Annotated in this window: 16 protein-coding genes; 8 read left to right on the forward strand and 8 right to left on the reverse strand. The window is 39.4% G+C overall.

Annotated features, from left to right (window positions below; genetic code table 11):
* Window positions 1–539: 539 nt before the first annotated feature.
* Window positions 540–734, reverse strand: coding sequence for a hypothetical protein (locus tag H6G73_RS04555; protein ID WP_190601762.1), 195 nt, complete (start codon window positions 732–734; stop codon window positions 540–542).
* Between the two features lie 710 nt (window positions 735–1,444).
* Here H6G73_RS04555 and H6G73_RS04560 point away from each other — a divergent pair.
* On the forward strand, window positions 1,445–2,596 hold the full coding sequence (locus H6G73_RS04560; RefSeq protein WP_190601763.1) for an SGNH/GDSL hydrolase family protein: 1,152 nt from the start codon (window positions 1,445–1,447) through the stop codon (window positions 2,594–2,596).
* A gap of 112 nt (window positions 2,597–2,708) precedes the next feature.
* On the opposite strand, the gene larE is transcribed toward H6G73_RS04560, so the two are convergent.
* Together larE and hrmK are read right to left on the reverse strand one after the other, a co-directional pair.
* Window positions 2,709–3,533: an ATP-dependent sacrificial sulfur transferase LarE gene (larE, locus tag H6G73_RS04565; RefSeq protein WP_190601764.1), complete on the reverse strand. Its 825-nt coding sequence runs from the start codon at window positions 3,531–3,533 to the stop codon at window positions 2,709–2,711.
* A gap of 186 nt (window positions 3,534–3,719) precedes the next feature.
* The gene (hrmK, locus tag H6G73_RS04570; protein WP_190601765.1) at window positions 3,720–5,540 is read right to left on the reverse strand and encodes a hybrid histidine kinase/response regulator HrmK; all 1,821 of its coding nucleotides are present in this window, start codon (window positions 5,538–5,540) and stop codon (window positions 3,720–3,722) included.
* A 184-nt stretch (window positions 5,541–5,724) separates the two neighbouring features.
* Here hrmK and H6G73_RS04575 point away from each other — a divergent pair, with 184 nt between their 5' ends.
* On the forward strand, window positions 5,725–6,591 hold the full coding sequence (locus tag H6G73_RS04575; RefSeq protein ID WP_190601766.1) for a branched-chain amino acid ABC transporter permease: 867 nt from the start codon (window positions 5,725–5,727) through the stop codon (window positions 6,589–6,591).
* Window positions 6,592–6,612: 21 nt separating this feature from the next.
* Here the strand turns inward: H6G73_RS04575 and psaX are convergent, their stop codons facing one another.
* Together psaX and lipA are read right to left on the reverse strand one after the other, a co-directional pair.
* The gene (psaX, locus tag H6G73_RS04580; protein WP_190601767.1) at window positions 6,613–6,732 is read right to left on the reverse strand and encodes a photosystem I protein PsaX; all 120 of its coding nucleotides are present in this window, start codon (window positions 6,730–6,732) and stop codon (window positions 6,613–6,615) included.
* Between the two features lie 327 nt (window positions 6,733–7,059).
* A complete protein-coding gene (lipA, locus tag H6G73_RS04585; RefSeq protein WP_190601768.1) occupies window positions 7,060–7,977 on the reverse strand; it encodes a lipoyl synthase in 918 nt (305 codons plus the stop codon).
* A gap of 248 nt (window positions 7,978–8,225) precedes the next feature.
* Between lipA and H6G73_RS04590 the strand changes: the two genes are divergently transcribed.
* Window positions 8,226–8,807 (forward strand): response regulator, encoded by a 582-nt coding sequence (locus H6G73_RS04590; RefSeq protein WP_190601769.1) that lies wholly within the window; start codon window positions 8,226–8,228, stop codon window positions 8,805–8,807.
* 158 nt (window positions 8,808–8,965) lie between these two features.
* On the forward strand, window positions 8,966–10,267 hold the full coding sequence (locus tag H6G73_RS04595) for a sensor histidine kinase (RefSeq protein WP_190601770.1): 1,302 nt from the start codon (window positions 8,966–8,968) through the stop codon (window positions 10,265–10,267).
* Here the strand turns inward: H6G73_RS04595 and H6G73_RS04600 are convergent.
* Window positions 10,264–10,800, reverse strand: a complete 537-nt coding sequence (locus H6G73_RS04600; protein ID WP_190601771.1) for a DUF5132 domain-containing protein — start codon at window positions 10,798–10,800, stop codon at window positions 10,264–10,266. The two genes, H6G73_RS04595 and H6G73_RS04600, sit on opposite strands and share 4 nt — an antisense overlap.
* Window positions 10,801–11,476: 676 nt before the next feature.
* Here H6G73_RS04600 and ilvD point away from each other — a divergent pair.
* Complete coding sequence (gene ilvD, locus H6G73_RS04605; protein WP_190601772.1) at window positions 11,477–13,168, forward strand: dihydroxy-acid dehydratase; 1,692 nt, start codon at window positions 11,477–11,479, stop codon at window positions 13,166–13,168.
* Window positions 13,169–13,579: 411 nt separating this feature from the next.
* Here the strand turns inward: ilvD and H6G73_RS04610 are convergent, their stop codons facing one another.
* A complete protein-coding gene (locus H6G73_RS04610; RefSeq protein WP_190601773.1) occupies window positions 13,580–14,941 on the reverse strand; it encodes an NAD(P)/FAD-dependent oxidoreductase in 1,362 nt (453 codons plus the stop codon).
* Between the two features lie 228 nt (window positions 14,942–15,169).
* On the opposite strand from H6G73_RS04610, the gene ilvC reads away from it, so the two are divergent.
* Window positions 15,170–16,165 carry a ketol-acid reductoisomerase gene (gene ilvC / locus H6G73_RS04615; RefSeq protein ID WP_190601774.1) on the forward strand — a complete coding sequence of 332 codons (996 nt, stop codon included), beginning with the start codon at window positions 15,170–15,172 and terminating at the stop codon, window positions 16,163–16,165.
* Window positions 16,166–16,484: 319 nt separating this feature from the next.
* Here ilvC and H6G73_RS04620 read toward each other — a convergent pair whose 3' ends face one another.
* Window positions 16,485–16,733 carry a hypothetical protein gene (locus tag H6G73_RS04620; RefSeq protein ID WP_190601775.1) on the reverse strand — a complete coding sequence of 83 codons (249 nt, stop codon included), beginning with the start codon at window positions 16,731–16,733 and terminating at the stop codon, window positions 16,485–16,487.
* A 153-nt stretch (window positions 16,734–16,886) separates the two neighbouring features.
* On the opposite strand from H6G73_RS04620, the gene H6G73_RS04625 reads away from it, so the two are divergent.
* Window positions 16,887–17,108, forward strand: a complete 222-nt coding sequence (locus H6G73_RS04625; protein ID WP_190601776.1) for a hypothetical protein — start codon at window positions 16,887–16,889, stop codon at window positions 17,106–17,108.
* Complete coding sequence (locus H6G73_RS04630) at window positions 17,108–17,401, forward strand: type II toxin-antitoxin system VapC family toxin (protein ID WP_242034113.1); 294 nt, start codon at window positions 17,108–17,110, stop codon at window positions 17,399–17,401. The genes H6G73_RS04625 and H6G73_RS04630 overlap by 1 nt, the downstream gene beginning before the upstream one ends.
* Window positions 17,402–17,499: the final 98 nt, after the last annotated feature.

A 17,499-nucleotide genomic window follows, 5' to 3' on the forward strand; every position in this document is an offset into this window, starting at 1 on the left:
GATTTTGCTTGAGAATAATTAATTTCCCGGCTGTAGAAGCTAGATTAGCTAACTCTACATCCCAGAAAATAATTGGTGAATTGTCTGAGCAAGACGTTTTTAAATTTAGAAGTGCGCTAAATCGCATCCTCGTTAAATTTTTGTTGTCCCTGCACAGCAGAAGCTTAAACAGGGGACGCTTGCTAGAAAAAACTAGCTTTTTGGTACAAGTACCAAAGAGTCTTACAGTTTTTGGGAGGTTGGGTGAGCCTTTAGAGGTCGGCCTCACCCTCCAGGTTGTTCAGCTTGCTGTTTGAATAAGATTCAAAATTTAAACACTATGTAGCCATTTACGGGAAACAGGGTAAATGACTTGGTTGCTGAAATTGTTTTCAACAACAGAAATTTTGCAAACTGAATATAAACCATCGAAACCGACTTAGCTATTGATTGAGTCAAGAGTAGAAAGGCAAATAGTTGTAAATCTACTCTTGTAGTCAGTTCAGTAAGGAATTTGTTTTTAACTTGTGATTTTAGAATCTAGGCTTCTAAAAGCAGATTCATATTTCACCATTAACTTGCATTTGATGAACCTGATCTGCTAACTCTTGACGATTTTGCTCATCGAGCTTATCAATAGCTAACATACCCATCAAAATAACCTCTTTCAAGGTTAAACGTGTCGAATGTGCCTGTTTTTGCACAATCTCCTTGATAATTGGACTTACACCGATTGCTGTACTAGCTCTAGCCACGGAACAAGAGGAAACATTAATGACTTCGCATAAATATTAGCATTTTAAATGGTGTTATTCAAAGAAAACAAAAAGAGACTTTATGCAACTTTGTTTAAATTAACATTTGCGTGTATAAGCTTAATGATTAGAGAATTGGGTGATTTCATTATTTCCACCCATTTGTACTTAAGCAAAAATTCGATAATTTCTGAAAACTAATTCAGAAAAGTTTCCGTAATATTGACGCTTTCTAGGTTTAAAAGTGTCTATAAACAGCAAATTCTGATGAAGATAAGATGAAAAATTGTTGCTAATAGAGGTAATTACTGAAGGAGAAAAGACAGAAATAAACAAGACTTTATGAATAAAAGATGATAGTTATATCTACGGTTTATTTAGTATTTTTTGTTACTTTTAGCTACAAAACTTAATTTTAACAACGAAAAAACTTATATTTTTTCTTAAATTAATTAGTAATTTTTATTGTTTCTATCACTACTTGACCCTAGATCACATCTAACTCCAGAGTGAATTTTCTGAATTCACCAATGATACTTGTGAGACTTTTTCGACTTGATCACTCAAAGTTACTGTAATTACTTACCTTGTTTGCCCTAGCTAAATAGTGTACATGAGAAGAATAAGTGAATTAAATCTAAATTTTCCTGAAATTAGCTATTTCTGGCTGTCATAAGGAAAAGTGTTCAGTACAAGGAGAGAAAATCACGATGAGGGAACCTTATCTGTTGGCAGCAAGCTTGTTAACAGGATTGGCAATACCAGCATCGGCTCTCCCACAGATGTCGAGTATACCATCGACAAATTCAGGATTCCTGAAGGATGGACAACAGGAATCATATTTATCAGTTGGTGGAAAAATCATCTCTAGTGTGAATCGTTCTGTCTCAAAATTGAGTAGCCAAACTGTTTCTCCATTCCATGGTTCACAGTCAATGGCTGGTGAGCAAGTAATTCCTAGTTTTGAAGGTACTGTACCAGAATTCAGTCATCAAGTTGTATCTAGAGGTGCATCAAATTCGCCCTCAGAGCAAGATATTTTGAATATAGAGGTGTTGTTGTCGGAATTTAGGAACAAATTTGCTTCTAACTCCATAAATTCAGCAATTAACTCTCATAATCAAGAAGCTAGCCCGAAAGTAGTTTCAGGTAGCCAGTTGTATTACCAAAGGTTAGCTTCTCTGAAAACTGGTCAAATTTACACTCGTGTAGATGATAGTAACTTAGACTCTTTGTGGGGGTCAGCACGTCGGCATAAGCTGACATATGAAGATTGGAAAAGCCTATTAGCGATGGAAGCTAAAGCGATCGCTCAAGGTCAAGGTACAAATCGCTTGAGTATCTTGATTGGTGATTCCTTAAGCATGTGGTTTCCTCGGGAAAGTTTACCTGTGGGGAAACTGTGGCTAAATCAAGGCATTTCTGGTGATACATCTGGAGGAGTATTCAGAAGATTATCAGCATTTGCTAACACCAGGCCAGAAGCGATTTATGTGATGGTGGGAATTAATGATTTACGCAAAGGTGCTAGTGACACAGTAATTTTGCAGAATTACCAACGTATTCTCAAGCGTCTGCGGCAAACTCACCCTGAAACGAGAATAATTGTCCAGTCAATTTTGCCTGTCCGTTGGAAAAGTATTCCTAACAGCCGTATCCGCAAACTGAATGGACAAATAGCGAAAATTGCGAAAACAGCAGGTGCTAATTACCTGAATATCCATAATTGGTTTACGGATGGAGAAGGTAATTTGCGTACAGATTTAACTACAGATGGATTACATCTTTCTGCTCAAGGATATGATGTTTGGCGTTCAGCACTACAAAAAATAGAATTTAGGCTCGCACAACGCCAAAGTTAAGCAAATATCCCAGGAACAGGTTCGATGAACAGAGTATTTGTGTCTGGTAGGGTTTATTGAGGTGAAAGAGTTAAGCCACACCTCCACTGGGATGAAATATTAGGTGTGGATGCTAAGACGGAACAGATGAGGTTTGTAATACCTGATTTAATTTGCCACTGCGATAACCTTCTAAATCTAAAGTGACGTAGATGAAACCTAGCTGCTGAAATTTGGCTACTAATGAGGGTAAATCGGTAGTTAAGACAAAATTTTTAATTTGTTCTGGGGATAATTCAATTCTGGCTGTATCACCTTCAGAACGTACCCGTAAATTTTGCCAACCAAGGTTTTGCAGATAAATTTCGGCTCTACCCACACGCTGTAATTTAGCGATGGTAATTTCTTCACCATAGGGAAAACGGGAACTCAGACAAGGTTGAGCAGGTTTATCCCACCAAGGTAAACCCAGTTGTTGAGAAATTTGACGGACTTCAGCTTTAGTAAGATTCACTTCTGCTAGAGGCGATCGCGCACCCCGTTCTTTTGCAGCTTGGATGCCAGGACGATAGTCATGTAAATCATCAGCGTTTACCCCATCCACCACATAGGGATAACCTAACTCTAAAGCTAGAGGCTTGAGGGTGTCGTGTAATTCGCTTTTACAAAAATAGCAGCGATTCACAGGATTAGAAGTGTAATTAGGATTGTCCATTTCGTGGGTTTGGACAATTTTGTGGGGTATACCAATAAATGCAGCTTGCTGGGAAGCTGCTGCCAACTCTTCTGGTAAGAGGGAAGGAGAAATAGCCGTTACAGCCAAAGCGCGATCGCCCAATACATCATAGGCAATCTTCGCCACCAATGTACTATCAACGCCTCCAGAATAGGCAATTAAAGCCCGTTCCATCTCTGTAAATAAGGCTTTTAAGCTTTCTAATTTTTCTGTCAGTATCATTTCCTATTCTGCCCCTAATAGCTCCTGACCAGTTCTATCTTAAATGAGTTAGATTGAGGCAGTGCAATGGGAAATTGATATGTGGGTGGAAATTAAACGATTAATCAGCGCAAGATGAAAATCATCTCCACAGGGTGGGGAGTTTCAAACCTGAAGATCCGACTCCAACCATCATCTTGTCAATTCTTAACTATACTTTGTGACCATATTACCTAAAAGCGGTAAATCTAAAGGCTTAGAAATATAGTCATTAAAACCAGCATTTAAACAAGTTTCCCTATCTCCCTTCATTGCCATTGCCGTTTGGGCAATAATAGGAACATGCCTAAATTTCTCATTAACTCGTAACTGCTGAACTAACTTTAATCCATCACCATCAGGGAGATTAATATCTAATAAAATCACTGCTGGTTCTAGATTGTGGAGATGTAACCACATTTCCGCAGCAGTGTTGACGCAAGTTACTTGATAACCCAATCTATTCAGATAAATTTTAATCAGTTCGGCATTAGATAAATCATCTTCTACTAATAAAATATCTTTGTTTTTATGCAGATTATTTGTGTTATGTATGTTAACATAATTACTTACTGATTTACTGCTTGCAAGACCTACTATCTGGTTATTATCATTAGTATCTAAAACTTTATTTTCGGGATTTTGGGGAAGGATAATCGTAAAGCGTGAGCCACAATTCACTTCAGATTCTAACTCTAACCACCCACCATGAATTTCTGCCAGTTTTTGAGTTACTACTAATCCTAAACCTGTACCTTCATGACGACCACAAGCAGGATTGAGAATTTGAGAATAGGGTTGAAATAGTGATGCTTGATCTTCTGGAGAAATGCCAGTGCCAGTATCCCACACAGTGAATTTAAACCATTTATCTTGCTGTATTACCTTCAGTCCAACGCTACCTGTCGTCGTAAACTTTAAGGCATTAAAAAGTAAATTTAACAGCATTTGCTTGAGTCGTAATGAATCAGCAATGAGAGTTTTAATTTCTGGTTCTATTTCTAGATGCAGTTTTAAACCTCTATTCGCTGCTTTTTCCTTGACTAAGGATAAAACATTATGACAAAGGGAGGGAATATCGACGATTTCCCATTGCACTTCTAATTGGTTGGCTTCTATTTTAGAAAGATCCAAAATATCATTAATCAATCCCAGTAAATGCTTACCGCTAGACTGAATAATATTGAGATACTCTTGATGGCGCTGTTTCTCTGTGTCGTAACCTTGTGCTAAAAGTAAATGGGTAAAGCCAATAATAGAACTGAGAGGAGTACGAATTTCATGGCTAGTATTAGCTAGAAACTGGTTTTTGAGTTGATGAGTGCGTTCCAGTTCTTGATTAAATTGAGCTAATTGTTGGCATTGTTGTTGCCAATAGAGAATTTGTTCACATTGTTTGAGTGCAACACCAAGATATTCACAACTTCTAGTCATTAATTGCGATATCAGTGGTATTTGGGATGGGGTAATAGATGCACAACTAGATTTTTGTGAGTAGTTAGCAATAATTAACCATCCCTCTACACCACTAGTATTGACCATGAAGTGCCAAGCCCTTTGGGGTTTTTGGCTACTCATTTGCTGCAAATCTTCTATTTTGATAGCATCTTGTAGTTTCAGACGCAGTTTCGTCCCTTTTTTGGGGATAATTTCCAGGACTGGCTGTGGAGGATGAGTAGATGGGCAAGAAGAAATATAGGAGACCGTACCAACTGTGGCTTCAGAGTTAAACAAGGCTAAGGCCACCCAGTTAACGCTTAAAGCTTTTTGGAGTTGGTTAACTATCACCTGAAAAATTTCTGCTTGAGTGGATATGCCTAAAGGCATTGTGGTATCAGCAGATAATAAGCAGTGGTTGAGACAACTTTGTAATTCATTAAGACTGCCTTCTAACCACAACTCAGCACACAGTTCCTGAGTTTTTTTCAAAAGCGCTGATGTTTGATTAATATGTAAGTTCTGTTCTGGTAAGCTTGAAGACTGCTGCATGGTCAACTAGACCGATGAACAAGTTTATCTATAGGGACGAATGTAAACGAGAATTTATGTATATTAGTACACATCGTGTTTTTAATTATAAATTATAACTCATAGTGTGAATTTTAACCGGAAATCTGGTAAGTTTTGCACAAAATTCAACACTGATAAATTCCTTGATCACATCTGAAAAATTATGGACATCCAAATAGCTCAATTAATTATTAACGGTATTGCGGTAGGGAGCATCATTGCTTTGGCAGCAGTGGGATTGACTCTTACCTATGGTATTTTGCGTTTGTCTAATTTTGCTCATGGTGACTTTCTCACTTTAGGGGCTTATTTGACTTTGCTGGCTAATAATCTAGGGGTAAATATTTGGTTATCAATGATTTTAGCGGCTCTGGGAACAGTAGTTGTGATGTTAGTTTGTGAAAAACTACTCTGGACAAAAATGCGGTCTTTGCGCGCAACTTCCACAACACTAATTATTATTTCTATTGGTTTAGCTTTATTTTTACGCAATGGAATTATTTTTCTTTGGGGTGGTAAAAATCAAAATTATAATCTCCCTATTAGTCCGGCTTTAGATTTTTTTGGGGTAAAAATTCCACAAAATCAGTTACTGGTACTAGGTTTGGCGATTTTAGCGATTGTGTCATTACATTACTTGCTACAAAATACCAAAGTGGGTAAGGCAATGCGAGCGGTAGCTGATGATTTAGATTTAGCTAGGGTATCTGGGATTAATGTAGAACAGGTAATTCTGTGGACTTGGCTAATTGCAGGGATTTTAACTTCTTTGGGTGGAAGTATGTACGGTTTAATTACAGCAGTACGTCCCAATATGGGTTGGTTTTTGATTTTACCGTTGTTTGCGTCTGTGATTCTGGGTGGAATTGGTAATCCCTACGGTGCGATCGCAGCTGCTTTTATGATTGGCATCGTCCAAGAAGTTAGTACCCTGTGGTTAGGTTCACAGTACAAGCAAGGGATAGCCCTGTTGATGATGATTGTGGTGCTGCTCATTCGTCCCAAAGGTTTATTCAAAGGTACGATCTGAACAGCACCAAACCGTTATGAATTACTCAATAACGTGGAAATAATAAGCAGCTACCAGGAAGTTGATAGCCAACAGGAGAATGGCCCAAGAGGCCCGGAAAGTATAGTTTGGTTTAGCGGGAGTTTTGCTCTTACCTGTCATAAGTGATGCTCCTAAATTTCATGACTTTTTAAGACATACCAAACAGAAGCGCCAATTGCCTAAATTCTTTAAAAATATTTGTGGTAGGAGAAGGAGTTAAGAAGTTCAGGAGTCCAGGAGTTCAGAAGACAGAAGTCCAGAAGTTCAGGAGTTCAGGAGTTCAGGAGTATGCCTACGGCACGCTGCGCTAATAGGAGTTGAAAAATGCAAGAATTCAGCAGCAATCCCATGAATTATTCTGTAACTCCTGCAACTTCTGTAACTTCTGTCTTCTTCTTTCTGTGCCACGCTGCGCTATCAGGAGTATTTATCTATCTTTACTTCCCCCTACTCCCCTGTTTCCCGTACTTCCTCTTCTCCTGCATGATAGGAACTACGGACTAAGGGCCCGGAGCGAACATGACTAAATCCCATTTTTCTGGCTGTGTTTCCCAGTTCCTCAAATTCTGCGGGAGTCCAGTATTTTTGTACTGGTAAATGGGCGAGGGAGGGACGCATATACTGACCAAGGGTTAAGCGATCGCATCCTACACTACGTAGATCCACCATGGTTTGGATGATTTCTTCTACGGTTTCTCCGTGACCCAGCATCAAGCCTGATTTAGTGGGAATACTGGGGTTAATTTCTTTGACTGTAGCTAGAACTGCTAGGGAGCGATCGTATTTTGCTCCTCTACGTACCGGCCCAGTTAATCTTCTAACTGTCTCCACATTATGGTTGAAACAAGCAGGTTGGGCAGAAATAATACTTTTCAGGCGCTGATACTGTCCAACTTCTCCCGCACCATCCCAAAAATCTGGAGTTAAGACTTCAATTTGTGTATCTGGATTGAGATGGCGGACAGCCTCCATTGTCTTGACAAAATGACCAGCGCCACCATCTGCTAAATCATCCCTTGCTACTGATGTGAGGACAACATAACTTAAACCCAAAATTTGTACGGCTTCTGCCACTTTCATCGGTTCTTCTGGGTCAATAGCCATCGGTGCATGACCTTTATCTACTTGACAAAAACCACAAGACCGTGTACAAGTTGGGCCCATGAGTAAAAAAGTCGCAGTTTTTTGAGCGTAACACTCACCTCGATTTGGGCAACGTCCCTCTTCACAAATTGTGTGAATTTGTCGTTGCTTGATAATACGTTGTACGGTGGAAATTTCACTAGCTTTGCCAATGGAGCGACGAAGCCAGTTAGGCATAGATATAATTTCTGATATTAACTCAGTATTTTTTGTCGAATTCATAGACAATTCCGCAAAATGCACATATCTATATAGTATTGAGGGGGTGTACTGTAGTTATGGAATTAATATCATACAAAGTTAGTGAAATCCACATAATCAGGTTCCACTAAGAACTTGTAGTTTTTTCACTTATACAGGAAATTACTCTCCCCTAATCTACATAAATTTTGGATATAGTGGGAGAATTCTTAAGGGCAGTAGGCAAACCCACCATTTAAACTAATAAATTTCTGGTAGAGTAATCAGTCGTGGCAAGTAACAAAATTCTAGTTATCGATGACACTACAGTTGTCAGGGTGAAAGTCAAAGAAATGTTGTCACCAGGCAATAATTTCGAGGTTTTAGAAGCGAAAGACGGAGTGGAAGGGCTTAATTTAATCCTGAAGGAAAAACTAAGCTTGATTATGTTGGATTTTATCTTGCCAAAACTTAGTGGTTGGGAAGTTTTTCAAAAAATCCAATCTCACCCGGAGTTACGCAAGATTCCTTTAGTGATCATGTCTGGTCGCAAGGAAGAAGTTACAGAGAAAATCCCAGAACCTTTTGAGTATTTTGATTTTCTTGGGAAACCTTTTGATAAGAAACAACTGATGGATGCCATTAGATCGGCAACCATCAAAGCTAAACAACCACGTCCCGACGCTGTTTCTCCAACAGTTCCCACTGCTGCCAAAAATGGAGTTGCGACAACACCTGCTACTAATGACCTCGATGCTGCTGCGGAAATCAAATTACTGAATGAAAAAATTGCCAAAATGCAGGCGGAAATAGAAAGCTTGAAGAAGCAATTAACTCAAGTAGTAACATTTATTAAACAGAAAATTAAGTAGTATTAACGGATACAATTATCCTGATTTCTCCAAATATTGAGCCACCGTAGCTATAGGTTTGCCCAACCTGCCGGATATTACCTAACGAAGGAGAACGGCAGGCTTTTTTTAAGTTTTACCAACAAATTTGGTTGTATTGGTAAATGTAGAGTACAAACATGACTGCCATTCAAGAACACAGTTTAATTTTAGTAGTAGATGACACTTATACCAATCTAGAGATTATTTCTGAGGTGTTAAAGCGGTCAGGTTTTGCAGTGGCTACGGCCCATGATGGTATAAGTGCCTTAGAAAAAATTGAATTTATATATCCCGACTTGATTTTATTAGATGTGATGATGCCGGGAATAGATGGATTTGAAACCTGTAAACGGTTGAAGGCAAACACCAGAACTAGTGATATACCGATCATGTTTATGACAGGTGTGTCTGATACAGACAGTAAGGTACATGCTTTAGAACTAGGTGCAGTAGATTACATTATTAAGCCATTTCAGGAGGAAGAGGTTCTAGCGCGGTTGAAAACTCATTTGCAGTTACGGCATTTGACAAAAAATTTAGAAACTCAAGTCGCAGAAAGAACAGCTGCTCTCACTCAAGCGTTGAGGGAATTACAGGAATCTCAAATTCAGCTAGTTCAAAGGGAGAAAATGTCTGCCTTAGGAAATTTAGTTGCTGGCGTAGCCCATGAAATTAACAACCCAATGGGATTTATTGTTGGTAATTTACAACCTGCCAAAGAACATATCCAAGAATTGTTTCGAGTTCTTGATTTATACCAAAAATATTATCCTCAGCCTGTTCCAGAGCTTCAGCAGGAAATATCAAATATAGATTTAGACTATATTCGTGCTGATTTACCTAATTTAATTACTTCCATGAGAGAAGGTGTCAGTAGGATTTGTGATATTACCAATAGTCTGCGGACTTTTGCCAGAGCAGATAGCGATCGCAAGTTGGAATGTAATATTCATGACTGCATAGATAGTACATTAGTGATTCTCAAACACCGCTTAAAAGGAAATAGCTATCGATATGATATTCAAATAGTCCGAGATTATGGTCAACTGCCCTTATTGCAATGCTATCCTGGACAACTCAACCAGGTATTTATGAATTTATTTGCTAATGCTATTGATGCCATTGAAGAATTAGTAGAGACAAATCATCATCATTCTCTTACTACTCATATATCTCCTACTATTTGGATACGTACTTCCTTTAATCCAGACCATACAGGGATAGCGATTCAGATTAAAGATAATGGTATGGGTATGTCTGAGGAAGTTCATCAAAAAGCGTTTGACTACTTATTTACTACTAAACCTGTTGGTAAAGGGACAGGATTAGGATTATCCATTGCACGGCAAATTATTGTGGAAAATCACGGTGGGTTACTCAAAGCTTCTTCCCAAATTGGTGTGGGAACAGAATTTGTCATTGAAATTCCCTTTGGTTAGTTTTGTAAATTAGCTCTTATATTGCTGTTCGTTAACGGTACGATATTCGATTCCCCATCTTCATTTAGTCTTACAAACATATCAAATGCGTACCAAGCGAGTATGTACCAAGGGATATCGTCAAGTTTCACTCCCTTGATTAACAGTTGTCTTACTGCTAGTAACCCAATGGTAAATGGAACTATGATCCGTAAATCAATGATGCCGTTGGTAACTCTTTCTAAATCATAATTAATATCTTTAATGACATTGACAATATCTCTAGCAACTTCAGATTGCTCCTGGTTTTGGTAAATATTGTTATCTATATATTGAGCAGTGTGAGGATGCTGATTTTGAGATAAATTGGTGAAACTAGCGACTGCGTCTTGAAGTTGTTCAGAAATAGCTATACCTTCTTTGACTGTGGCTTGGACTATAGGTTGCTTAACTATTGTAGCTATGGGTACAATCACAGGTGAGAGAATTATTGCTGCTAACCCATCAACTAGATTAATCAAATTCGCTGCATCTAAATCTAATGTGGATGACATTTTCCCATCCCTATGTTTTAAGCATGGTGACTTACTGTTTCACTCTACGTAAATTCTGATATGTTGTCTTCTGCTAGAAGTGAGAAAAATGGTTTGGCGATTAATTATGACTTGGGTTAGATAAAATTTTGAGTTTATACTATCTAGAAGTATTCACTTACTGTCTACTTTGTGCTTTGTTTAAACAAGTCAAAATTTTTTAAATCCAGAGTGCTTTACCTAATCTAGCGATCGCACTTTTGTTAGAGTGGTATCAACCTGAGCTAACTTTCCTATGGTGAATAATTACCAAAATCTCTTTTGGTGGAAAATATTGACTGATGATTTCAATCTTGAGTACCAAGGCATAAATAGTTTATACTTCTCCCTTGGATCTTAATGATACTCTATTGTCTCATGTCAAGTGGCTATTTATCAATAGCTGTAACCACCATTTTTCGTCAAATTATTGATATTATTCGCAATAATCTTGAGAAAAGAGCCAATTTATTGCGAAAAAAAGTTGAACAACTTTTTTTTGTCCCTACCCTGTTTAGGAAAAGTTATGTGACATTTGCACAGGAAATGTTTACAAGCGGGAGTAAATATTATAGGTCTGAATGACCAATTTTTGAGAAAATCATATATTTAGGAAATCGCGATGATCGCGATAATGGCACGGAAGGAACCAAGATAGATGTCAGAGAATTTTCGTAGTAAAGTTGTTACACAAGGGGTGCAGCGCTCTCCAAATCGCGCCATGCTGCGGGCAGTTGGGTTTCAAGATGAAGATTTCAAAAAAGCCATTGTTGGCGTTGCCAATGCCTACAGCACTATCACTCCCTGTAACATGGGGATAAATCAACTGGCGCAAAGAGCAGAGTCTGGGATTAAAAACGCTGGTGCAATGCCACAAATATTTGGCACCATCACCATTAGTGATGGTATTTCCATGGGTACAGAAGGGATGAAATATTCCCTCGTTTCACGGGAAGTTATTGCTGATTCTATTGAAACTGCCTGTAATGGGCAAAGTATGGATGGTGTGATTGCCATCGGTGGCTGTGATAAAAATATGCCAGGGGCAATGATTGCCATGGCACGGATGAATATTCCAGCTATTTTCGTATACGGCGGTACTATTAAACCTGGTCACTATAACGGTAAAGATTTAACTGTTGTTAGTTCCTTTGAAGCTGTAGGAGAATACAGTGCTGGGAAGATTGATGAAGAGGAACTGTTAGCAGTAGAACGTCGCGCTTGTCCTGGTGCTGGTTCCTGTGGAGGTATGTACACAGCAAATACCATGTCTTCTGCCTTTGAAGCGATGGGGATGAGTTTACCTTATTCTTCCACCATGGCCGCAGAGGATGCTGAAAAAGCTGATAGCGCGGAACAGTCAGCCCAGGTGCTAGTAGAAGCGATTCGCAAACAAATCTTACCTCGACAAATTATTACCCGCAAATCCATTGAAAACGCCATTTCTGTGATTATGGCAGTGGGTGGTTCAACAAATGCAGTTCTCCATTTTCTAGCGATCGCGCGTGCTGCTGGTGTAGAACTAACTTTAGATGACTTTGAAACCATTCGTGGTCGTGTACCAGTTCTATGTGACTTAAAACCAAGTGGCAGATATGTGGCTACAGACCTGCATCAAGCTGGTGGTATTCCCCAAGTCATGAAAATGCTACTCAACCATGGCTTACTCCACGGTGATTGTCTAACCATTACCGGACAAACCATTGCCGAAGTGTTAGCAGCTGTACCCGACGAACCACCTGCAAACCAAGATGTGATTCGTCCTTGGGATAACCCCATGTATTCCCAAGGTCACTTAGCGATTCTCAAAGGCAACCTGGCCACTGAAGGTGCTGTAGCTAAAATCACTGGCGTGAAAAAACCCACAATTACCGGGCCTGCCAGAGTCTTTGATTCTGAAGAATCCTGTTTAGATGCGATTTTGGCAGGGAAAATCAAAGCAGGTGATGTAATTATCATCCGCTACGAAGGCCCCAAAGGTGGCCCAGGTATGCGAGAAATGCTCGCTCCCACCTCAGCTATTATTGGTGCTGGTTTAGGTGATGCTGTTGGTTTGATTACTGATGGACGCTTTTCTGGTGGTACCTACGGGATGGTAGTTGGTCACGTGGCCCCAGAAGCAGCAGTAGGTGGAAATATTGCCTTAGTAGAAGAAGGAGATAGCATTACCATTGATGCTCATTCTCGCTTGTTGCAAATCAACGTTGCTGATGAAGAATTAGCTCGTCGTCGTGCTAACTGGAAACCACGTCCACCCCGTTACACCACAGGCATACTCGGCAAATATGCCAAGTTAGTTGCTTCTAGTAGCGTCGGTGCAGTTACAGACTTAGACTTGTTTGCTAATTAATTGCCCTTGGGGGCAGAAGGTATAGCAGGTGACAGAGGAAGAAGACAGAAGTTACAGGAGTTACAGGAGTTACAGAATAATTAATGCAATTACTGTTTAATTCTTGAATTTTTAAACTCCTGTTCGCGCAGCGTGGGGTAGCCATACTGCCGTGCCGTAGGCATACTTCTGTACCGCTCTGTCCATTGCTGTAAAAGTTGAAGACTAGGAAAACAGCCTTTGTTTTGAAGTCAAGACTTAAAATCAAGGGCTAACTTTTCTCTAGTCTTCCCATTCCTGCCTTATTTGAGAGAAAAGGTCAAATACAGTTGCAGTTCAGCAAGTTATTGATCCTGTTGTTGGGTTGTGCTATGGCTTAACCCAACTTTTTCTTGTGCATTCAACCTGATTGGGTAATATGTACCTCTACCGCTAAACATTGAGTGGTTGTCTCGTATTCACTTGCGGATAATGTCCATTACTTTCTGCGGGTACAGCTTCTAAACCTAGATCACCTGTGATTAATCTTGCACCACGATTGCGGGTAAAGTAATTCCACAACCATTGCACCATCACCACTAACTTGTTATCAAACTCAATTAAGAAGTAGATGTGAATAAATAGCCAGAATAACCAAGCAAAGAAACCTCGGAGTTTGATAAACCCTAAATCAACTACAGCCGCATGTTGACCAATCATGGCTAAACTACCGCGATCGCTATAATTAAATTGAGGTAGTGTTTCTCCCACTAATCTTTTCTGCACCAGCTTCGCTACATATTCCCCTTCTTGCATGGCTACAGGTGCAACCCCTGGTAAGGGTTTACCATTTTGATGGGCAAAATGTGCTAAGTCACCAACGACGAAAATATTCGGATGTCCCTTAATACTTAAATCTGGTTCCACCATAACACGACCTGCGCGATCGCACTCTGCCCCAGTTTTTTCCATTAGCACTTTCCCCATAGGTGAGGCTTTCACACCCGCAGCCCATAAGACAGTTTTGGAAGCAAGTTCCTTCACCTCATCACCTTGCTTGATAGTAACAATATCATTCTCAATATTGGTGACTAAGGTTTTGGTTTGCACATCTACACCCAACCCCTTTAAAGAAGCCTCTGCTTCTTGGGATAACTCCGGTGCAAAGGGTGGCAGAACTCGATCTAAACCTTCTAATAATAAAACCTTGGTTTCCGCAGTATCGATATTACGGAAATCTTCCTTCAGGGTTTTAGTGGCTAATTCTGCGATCGCACCAGCCAATTCTACCCCAGTTGGACCACCACCCACGATCACAAAAGTTAACCAAGCTTGACGTTGCACAGGGTCAGTTTCCTTTTCTGCCGCTTCAAATGCCATAAAGATACGACGACGCATTTCAATGGCATCCTCCACCGTCTTCAAACCTGGTGCAAACTCCTCCCAGTCATCCTTACCAAAATAAGAATGCTTGGCTCCAGTCGCCACAATTAAAGTATCGTAAGGGATAGCTTCCGTACCCACCATTACCTTTTGGGCTGTTGGATCAATATCCTTCACTTCTCCCAACAATACCTTGGTATTTTTACTTTTACTCAGAACAGAACGCAACGGCGAGGAAATATCCGCAGGAGAAAGAGAACCCGTGGCTACTTGGTAGAGAAGTGGTTGAAATAGGTGAAAATTGCGTTTATCAATCAAAGTGACCTTGACATTCGCCTTTCCTAAAGCCTTAGCCGCATAAAGTCCACCAAAACCACCACCCACAATCACAACTTCATGGGGTGCTTTATTACCACAAGCGTCAACCTTCATAAATATTTCCTCGTCTTCCAGCAGTTGTTACTATTCTTAACAAATTTGTATCAAAAATGTCACAATTATTTCTGTTGATTTGGCACTTCTTAAAAAAACCTGAAAGTAACAAGCTTGACAGTCGAGCAAATTCTTTCTTGCCAATTCCCAATCATCCATGGGCCCCTTTGGGGTAAAATGATAATTCTGTCAATTTCATAACGTTGCTTGCGGACAGGAGATGCTTCTATGGCCCGGATGTATTATGACTCAGATGCCAATTTAGACCTTTTGGCTGGAAAAACTATTGCAATTATTGGCTATGGTTCCCAAGGTCATGCCCACGCCCTGAATTTAAAAGATAGTGGCTTGAATGTAATTGTGGGATTATATCCGGGCAGTAAGTCAGTGGCTAAAGCTGAAGCAGCTGGTTTAACCGTTAAAAATGTACCTGATGCTGCCAAAGCTGCTGACTTGATCATGATTTTGTTGCCTGATGAAGTGCAAAAGACTGTTTACAAAAACGAGATTGAACCCAATTTAGAAGCAGGAAACATTCTTGCCTTTGCCCATGGTTTCAATATTCACTTTGGTCAAGTTGTCCCCCCTGCGGATGTAGATGTGGTCATGGTTGCACCTAAAGGCCCCGGTCACTTGGTGCGTCGGACCTACGAACAAGGACAAGGCGTACCTGCCCTATTTGCTGTTTATCAAGATGCTACTGGCAAGGCACGCGATCGCGCTATGGCCTATGCTAAAGGTATTGGTGGTACTCGTGCTGGTATTTTGGAAACTACTTTCCGCGAAGAAACCGAAACCGACTTGTTTGGTGAACAAGCAGTATTGTGCGGTGGTTTGAGTGCTTTAATCAAAGCAGGTTTTGAAACCTTAATTGAAGCGGGATATCAACCAGAACTAGCTTACTTTGAATGTCTGCACGAAGTTAAACTCATTGTTGACTTAGTTGTTGAAGGTGGTTTAGCAACCATGCGCGACAGTATCTCCAACACCGCAGAATATGGAGACTACACCCGTGGGCCTCGTGTAGTCACAGCCCAAACCAAAGCGGAAATGAAGAAGATTCTCAGCGAAATTCAATCTGGACAGTTTGCACGGGAATTCGTTCTCGAAAACCAAGCTGGTAAACCCGGTTTCACCGCTATGCGTCGTCAAGAAGCAGAACACCCCATTGAAGAAGTGGGTAAAGACCTGCGTGCTATGTTTAGCTGGTTGAAGAAAGTGTAATTCTCGGTAATTGGTAATAGGTAATTGGAATAATAAACATTACCTTTTACCAAATTATTTATAACTTAAATTAAAATATTTAAAAATTAACTCAACTATTGATATCTATACAAAAATAACAATTATTTTCTCTATAGCTATTCCGATTAACGAAAGGTATAAGCAGTAATATTTAAACGCAAATGAACGCAGATCAAGGCAGATAATTTTTAATCTTTGATTGTTACATTGCAAGAATTGCAAAAACAAGTATTAAAATTACCCCTAAATAAACGCTGGCAATTATTTTAAAGCTTCACTAATAGCGATCGCACTATCTTCACTGATAATAAGGAGCAATATCGAGAGGTGTAATTTCACCTGCTGCTATTTCTTGACGTACCATGTCAGCTAGACTATCCCATTGATTATCTGTTGTAGCTGCAAAACGAATTTTCCAACCTTGTTCATCTTTTAGTTCATCCAGAAGACGGGTAGCGATAGCTTCGCTGACCTTCGGTAACGCATTTTGTTCTTCTGCTGGTAATTTTTCAATTTCTGCAATAGCACGCTGTAGTAATTTTGTCATAGTTAAGAAATTTGAATGTCTTTTTACTATTTATGATATCAAGTATTGGAGTTAATCATGCGATAGATTCCGTAAGTTTCGCTAAAGCACCACTTCACCATCATCTAATCTAAATTGATATATAATGAAAATGAATAATTTTTTATTTCTATCATGAAATTACAAGAATTGCAAAAACAAGTATTAAAGTTACCAATGAGTGAACGCTGGCAATTGGTACAAACTGTATTGGAATCAATACAACAAGAAACTATATCAGCATCAAAGAAGGGTAATTTATCTCGACTACGTGGTATTGCTAAAGATGCAAATATCTCTAGTGATGAGAATATTAATGGAGATTATGTCACTTATCTAACTGAAAAATACCAATAATGCGAATTTTTATTGATACAAATATCGTTCTGGATTTTTTACTGGAACGACAACCTTTTGTAGAAGATGCTGTTAGGTTATTTGCTAAAATTGATGCAGGTGAGATTATAGGGTTTATTGCTGCTACTACAATTACTAATATTTATTATATTATTCGGAAAGCCGCAGGTATAAAAGTTGCTCAAGATGCAATTTCTCAAATTATCACAGATTTACACATTTGCACGGTTGATAGAAACATTTTAGAAACAGCAGTAGCTTTAAATTTTCAAGATTTTGAAGATGCTGTGTAGTATGCTTGTGCTATGAAATCAATGGTAGATGTGATTGTAACTCGTGATGTGTCTGGATTTTTAGGTTCAGAAATTCCAGTGATTTTACCTGGAGAGTT

This window comes from Richelia sinica FACHB-800, from assembly GCF_014698825.1.
Classification (GTDB): domain Bacteria; phylum Cyanobacteriota; class Cyanobacteriia; order Cyanobacteriales; family Nostocaceae; genus FACHB-800.